Genomic DNA, 6,988 nt, shown 5'->3' on the forward strand with positions numbered 1-6,988 from the left:
GCACGGGCGCACGGGCGCGACGGCGCGACAGGAGCCACGGGTGCCACAGGGCGACAGGAGCCACAGGGGCGACAGGAGCCACGGGCGCCACGGGTGCGACGGGAGCCACAGGCGCTACTGGTGCGACAGGGGCGACAGGGGCAGCAGGCGCTACTGGAGCCACAGGCGCTACTGGTGCAACGGGTGCGACAGGCGCGACAGGCGCCACGGGTGCGACGGGCGCGACAGGCGCCACGGGAGCGGGTGCGACGGGCGCGACGGGCGCCACGGGGGCCACAGGCGCTACTGGTGCGACAGGGGCGACAGGGGCAGCAGGCGCTACTGGAGCCACGGGTACTACGGGGGCCACAGGCGCTACTGGAGCCACGGGCGCGACGGGGGCGACGGGAGCCACGGGTGCTACGGGAGCCACGGGCGCTACGGGCGCGACAGGCGCGACGGGCGCGACGGGGGCCACGGGGGCCACGGGGGCCACAGGCGCTACGGGAGCCACGGGGGCCACAGGCGCTACGGGAGCCACGGGCGCCACAGGCGCTACTTGTGCTACCGGAGTGACTGGGCCCACGGGACCGGAAGTTGCAAGACCTACCGTCTATGTCGCGAATTCCGGCTCCAATAGCCTCTCGGTCATTGACGGCATCAACCTGACTGTGGTGACGGAGATCCCGGTCGGAACGTCCCCGCAAGCCGGCGTCGTCCTTCCGGAAGCTAACTTGATCTACGTAGGCAACGGTATTTCCAACAACATTTCGGTTATAGACGGCTCCACTTATAGGATCATTACGACCATTCCCAATATCCCCAGCGCGCGTGGGATGGCCTGGAGTCCCAAGAACAATCAGGTCTTCGTATCGAGTTTCGCTGCACCCGGCTTTGTTACAGTTATAGACGCAGAAAATCACAGCCCGATAGCGTCCGTACCCGTTGGAAATGGACCAGTTGGGGTAGCTTTCAATCCGCTGACCGATCTTGTTTACGTGACCAACTACAACAGCGCCGATTTAGTTTCAGTAATCGACGGAACAAGTCACGCTATAGTCTCAACCATTAATACCGGGTCCAACAATTCGCACTATGTAGCTGTCGATCCGGCCAGAAATCGAGTCTATGTCACGCATGGCACCACTAACTTATTCACGGTCGTTGACGGAACCAATAACAGTGTGATTACAAATGTGAATATCGGGAATACCTCTGTAGGAGTACACGCCAATCCGCTGTTGAATCTTGTCTACATTGGCAACGGCACCAGGGTTACCGTCCTTGATGGGGACAACAATTATGTCATTACCGCGAATATTAACCTTCCGTCTGGACCGAGGGATGTCGTGCTCACCCCGCTCCCCGTCAATATTATGAATTCATTCCCGGCATATCCTCTCTACGCGATAACCGGCAACACAGTTTCGGTTGTCAATACCGCAACTGACACATTAATGCTCACGATTCCCGTTGGGCAAGCGACGTATTGGGTCGGGATCAGAGCATAAAGCAAGAGGCACACAAGAAGACGGCCTTCGTTCAAACGAAGGCCGTTTCTTGTGTGCACATTAAACTTCTCCCTGGATTCATTGATTCGAAGATTTGCTCAACCATTCCTCAAGCATTTTCACATTTTGTCGAAAGCCGGGATCGTTCGGCCGGAATTGCAGCGCCACCTCGTTATGGCGCTTCGATAAGACATAGTCCCCCAATCGATAGTAGCATAGCGCCAACTGCATATGCGGCAGCCAGGTGCTGCTTGGTCCGCCATGGCTGGAACCGTCCGGACGCTTGTATGCCGCTGCCTGCTCGTACCAGTAAATCGCTTGATGCCAAGCTTCCTTTTGCAAAAAATAATATCCCAAGCGGCAACAGCTTTCCGGCCGCGGCACATCGTGCACGAACGTTTCAAATATTGTCTCCAGTTCCTTCTGGCGATCCCCTAAAAAATGGTAACAGTCGGCCAATCGTTGCATGGCGGAAATGGTACTGTCCAGGTCCTGCGATCCCGCAATGAATTGCCGGTATACGGGCACGGCTTCTTCGTAATGCTTGTGGTGATGCAATTCCCGGGCGTAATGGTACAAGTGATTCAGGTTCAACCGCATGCCCCGGCTTAGATGATAACGGTAGATGTCGAGATTGCGTGTCGTGACGGGGCGCGATTTGCGATGCGTAACCCGAATATCGCTGTTCAGAACAAGCGCTTCATCTACAGGGATATCCTCGTGTACGACTCCCTCCCACCGGAATTGCCTGGCGCGTTTCAGCAGCCGGTTCCTTCGGACTCTGTCCAGCACTGTTCCATCATTATCGACCACCGCAGCGTAGTCCATAGTGACGGCATCAATGGCCGGATCGAGCGCTTCCTTCAATTGGAGCAGCTTCCTCGCATCGTCAGGCAGGAGAATATCGTCCGCGTCCAGCCACATGCAATACTCTTGCGTGGCCTTATCGAACGAATAGTTGCGTGCCGCGGCAAAATCGTGAATCCATTCGAAATCGTATATAAGCGGCGTGAACGCTGCGGCAATTTCCTTCGTCCGATCGTCGGATCCCGTATCGACGATAACGATCTCGTCCACGATATCCCGCACGGATTCCAAACAACGGGGCAAAGCATCCTCCTCATTTTTGACAATCATGCACAAGCTGACGGTGATCAATCATACCTCCCCTTTCCGCGCACTTTATATCTACTTTGGTATATGCACAGTAATTTCAGTATGTGCTATCAGATGCTCACACCTTCCCCATGCTGAGCAGGCAAAGGTTCTTGAACGGAGGAGCATTGAACGCCCTGGATACTGACCGAGCTGCAGTAACGGGAAATCATCATTCGAATGCCGCCAGTTTGAAAGGGGGCGTTATCTAAAAGTCCGGTGAATAAGCCCACTCAGGTTGACTCCTGCGTTATTATATTTCCAATCAGTCCCATCTGGGAAAACTCTCTTCCACGGTCCCTTCAAACCATGTGTATGCGTTAAAAGATGGCTAATGCTTGTTCCAGCAATCACGTCTTCGTCTAGATCATCAAGATAATCAGAATCATTAAGGCTTTTTATTTTACCTTCATAAAGCGCCAGACTCATTGCGAACCCTTTATATGTCTTGCGAATCGATGCAATATTAAACTGTGATTTTTCGTCCACCTTCCGATTCTGTTCAGTGAGTTCATGACTTCCATAGTACCATTCGTTGACAATAACGCCATCTTGAATTATCAATACAGATGCTGCTGAAACAAGGCTTTGTATTTTAAAAATGTATTGGTTAAGGCTATCGAATAGATTCCACTTCCTCGATATCGTTCCTGTGGACCAAGGGCGTATGACCCGATGCGTGAACACATTGTTATATGAAGCTACCGTCTTCTTCGAGTTACTTAATTGTCCTCTAAAGCTTTCATTTTACTAATTATTCGGTAGCAATATCTAAAGAATTCGCCGTATTCTCTATCTAATAAATCTCTTTCCAACTTCTTTAGAATAGTCTCCATACATTCAACAGGATTATCAAATTGTTGATCCCCGAGTACCCTTCTTGAAAGATGGTAGATTGAATCCTCTACTCCATTACTTCTTCGAGCCACCCTCCAACATTTCGCTTTACCATTCTTTTGCAAACTGCTCTCCAACACCACGCTGCTGCCGCGATAAAGAGTCAAGGAGCGAATATACGCTTCTTTTGAAAGTCCGGCTATTTTCGCGCTTCGCGTGTTCATCCTGTTTCACCCGCACCTGAATCCGAATACAAAAACAGCCAGAGGGCCCCATGGGGCTCCATCTGGCTGCAGCTTTGCTATTTGCAGATACCCATCGACTTGCAGCGATGACTCTAGCGGTAACGACAGTCTGGCCGATCTCGTTGTTGCTTACCTGCACCTCGATGATCCGCTCAGTCACGTTGCCCTGATGACCGGTGATCCGGATCGTAATTTTGTCCTTAACGCTGACAGCTCCCCTCAGCGCTGACCAAACAAGTACATTTCCCCCGAGGAAGGCTGTGCTTATGCTCCACGCGCCGCTCATGTCCGGATGCTTCGAGGGAGGGAATGGATTGAACCGCCGAGTCATCTATGAACAAATAGAAGACTGGCTTTTTGCTTTGCCGGAATGGAAGGCTCTCTTGGAAGAGCTGCCCACAATGTGCTTAGCGTGAATTCGCGATCATGTCTGCCAACAACCCTACTTGTTTCTCAATAGCAATCGGGTCATCAAAGTACAATGTATTATAATCAATCAAATATACGCGGCCATTCTTGACGGCATCAAGATTGCTCCAGATGGAACTGGATTCAAGTTCCTTCAGGATGGTTGATGTACCATCGGGATCATAACTCGTCAGGATAATATGATCTCCAGCAAATTCCGGAATAACCTCGAATGAGATTTCACGATACCATTCATCGGAGTTTCGAAACAATTCGTCTACTTTCGGATTTGGCTTGACTCCTAAAGATTCATAAAGGGCATATCCGCCCATATTGACAAAACCATAAACACGTAAAGTATTTTTCCATATATTAAAAATCGTGAAGGTTTCGCCGGCCTCAATTACACTTGAAATCTTCTGACGAGCTTCAGCGACATTATTATCGAACTGAGTGATCCATTGCTCAGCCTCTGCCTCCCGGCCAAGAATGTCCCCAAATATACGCACCGAATCCTTCGGACCTCCACTTAATTCTAGTGGAACGGTCGGCGCTATTTTCGAATAATCCTCATATTTAGCCGCGCCCCAAGAAATTATCAAATCAGGCCCGAGCTCAACGATTTTCTCCAACGATTGTCCGATGCTCTCCGTACCCGCTTGCTCGATAAACGGATGGTTTTTCCATACATAATCATCTGTCCCTATAGGCTTTAGTCCGAGTGCAACAAGTTGACCGTAATACCAATCTGTCACTACTCGTTCTGCTTTGACCGGAATAGCGCTGTCGCCAGCCATATGCGCATATGATCGCGTAGACTCTTCAACTTGGTCAACAAGTTGATCATCTGAAGGACTTTCTGTCGATATCGGTGTAGAAGCCTCCGTTGGTTTGTCAGCAACATTCGAATTGCTGCATGCCGCCACACCCATAAGCATGATCACCGCTATGAAACACATCAGTATGTTTTTCACTCTACCCATTGCTAACTTTCCTCCTGTATAATGATTATCATTCTCAATCTTAGCAAGGTTTACTAACCGTGTACATGTCAGATTGAGCCATAATCATTTGGATAATTGGGCAGGAGTAATCGGATAACATCATCTAATTGCGCATCGATTGCAGCAGGTCCATAACCGTACCACTTGGTCATGTCCACTTCGTATACACATTGTCGCTGCACAGCCGTCCTAGCCAGCCATTCAGGGTGCTTTATTATTGCTTCCGCTCGCAGTCTTGCGGCATGATTGTTTTCTACTGACAGGAAATAATGATCTGCATCGTAGGAAGACAATTGATGTTCAGAAAACTCAGGATGCTCTAACCTTTTGCTGCGCATAGCTAGCACACTCTTGGGAGGTGTGAGCTGCAAACTATCGTAAAGTAGATCCGCCCCCATATAGCCATACGCATAAATAAGCGTGCGATCACTGCGTATATTGATAATAGCTGCAGTCATTTGCTGTCCCCACGTACGATTAAGAGATTCCCGCACCCGCCCTACTCGATCATTAAAGTTATGGATCCAGTTGCGCGCGATTTGCTCCATGCCAAGCAGCTCAGCGATCATCTCAAATTGCTGCTTCCAATTCATATCCCGCCATGGGATCTGAATAACTGGGGCGATATGGCGGTAAGGCTCCAGCGCATGCTGCTCTTCAGATTCCATTAGTGGATGCAGAATAAGATCCGGCTTGACATCTTGAAGGATACGGAGCCGCTCCTGATGCTGTGTCTGCCAATAAAGAGGCTGGAATACACCGGTATGCAACGGCAGCTTGAATCGATCATTCAACCAAGTATCTGTAATTGCTGCTTTTGGGAGAACGCCTAGCGATAATAAATCCACTGTATATGCATGATCCAAGGATGCTACGCTCTTAGGTTTCTGTAAATATACGGTAGGTGGCATGCCCGTGTTCTTCTTGAACTTTCGGCTCAAATAGTATTCATCACTATATCCGACTTGACGAGCTAATTCTCTCAATGGCTTCTTAGACTGCAACAAAAAGGTCTTCACCTTGTCTATGCGCAGCCGATCAAGGTACTCGGTTAATGTAAACCCCGTGCGTTCTTTAAAAACCTGTGTGAATCGCCTTAAACTCAAGCCAGACATGGATACGACTTCGTCTCTCCGAATTTTTCGATTGTAATGCTTATTCAGATGAGCAATCACTACATCTATACCGTCGAGTGGCTTAGTCAACTTAATTGCGTCAGGCTGCTCTAGTATCCACCATGCATTGGATAGTAAGGTAAGAAACTTCGCTTGTGTGGATAATCGCCGTGATATTCCATTGTATAGCTGAGATGAAAATGCATCATGTAATTCCATCATTTGATCAAGCAAGGATGAGTCACGCAGATTAGCCAGACACGAAGTAGATAGCTGCCCTTCCAACCTCTCCCCGCCAATCCATTCGTATTCGCACGCATATACTCGCAACTGCGCGGTTGAAGAGGACTGATTCTCGGCAGACTGACTGAGGTGCAGCGTTGTGTTGGGCGGCAAAGATATACAACAAAAACCTGATATCGTATGAGTACTGGAATCAATCTCTAGCGTGGCAGCCTGTACGTGAACAATTAACACACTGTAAGTTGGTCGGCGATATGTAAAGCTTTCAGTCATCATTCCAGTTGAAAGTATGTATATATCTTGTAGAACAGGAACAGTGGAACGCTGCATATGATGTCAACTCCCTAAGTTAACTTTCCCACTCTTATATAAGCGCAGTACAGCGCCTGGTTACTTATATGTTCAGCAGAGACTTTAACCCCCTGTCGCTTATCATTTCACCATTAATTTTTTTATAAATAGCTTCTAATAATTCCGATTTTTTTAATATT

General features: G+C 49.2%; 6 protein-coding genes. 1 reads left to right on the plus strand and 5 read right to left on the minus strand.

The window, feature by feature from the left end:
* Nucleotides 1-1,490, plus strand: a 1,490-nt coding sequence (locus tag PSHG_RS30945) for a YncE family protein (RefSeq protein WP_010275970.1), incomplete at its 5' end; no start/stop codon positions are given.
* A gap of 78 nt (nt 1,491-1,568) precedes the next feature.
* Here the strand turns inward: PSHG_RS30945 and PSHG_RS18440 are convergent.
* The 5 genes from PSHG_RS18440 to PSHG_RS18475 form a co-directional block, all read right to left on the minus strand.
* Nucleotides 1,569-2,648, minus strand: a complete 1,080-nt coding sequence (locus tag PSHG_RS18440; RefSeq protein WP_010275972.1) for a tetratricopeptide repeat-containing glycosyltransferase family 2 protein — start codon at nt 2,646-2,648, stop codon at nt 1,569-1,571.
* Between the two features lie 201 nt (nt 2,649-2,849).
* The gene (locus PSHG_RS28225; protein WP_010275975.1) at nt 2,850-3,209 is read right to left on the minus strand and encodes a serine hydrolase; all 360 of its coding nucleotides are present in this window, start codon (nt 3,207-3,209) and stop codon (nt 2,850-2,852) included.
* 381 nt (nt 3,210-3,590) lie between these two features.
* The gene (locus PSHG_RS18460) at nt 3,591-4,013 is read right to left on the minus strand and encodes a hypothetical protein (protein ID WP_010275980.1); all 423 of its coding nucleotides are present in this window, start codon (nt 4,011-4,013) and stop codon (nt 3,591-3,593) included.
* 121 nt (nt 4,014-4,134) lie between these two features.
* Nucleotides 4,135-5,118, minus strand: a complete 984-nt coding sequence (locus tag PSHG_RS28230) for an ABC transporter substrate-binding protein (protein ID WP_010275981.1) — start codon at nt 5,116-5,118, stop codon at nt 4,135-4,137.
* Nucleotides 5,119-5,186: 68 nt separating this feature from the next.
* Nucleotides 5,187-6,827: a helix-turn-helix domain-containing protein gene (locus PSHG_RS18475; protein WP_010275982.1), complete on the minus strand. Its 1,641-nt coding sequence runs from the start codon at nt 6,825-6,827 to the stop codon at nt 5,187-5,189.
* Between the last annotated feature and the right edge of the window lie 161 nt (nt 6,828-6,988).

The organism is Paenibacillus senegalensis JC66, assembly GCF_000285515.1.
Lineage (GTDB): Bacteria > Bacillota > Bacilli > Paenibacillales > NBRC-103111 > Paenibacillus_L > Paenibacillus_L senegalensis.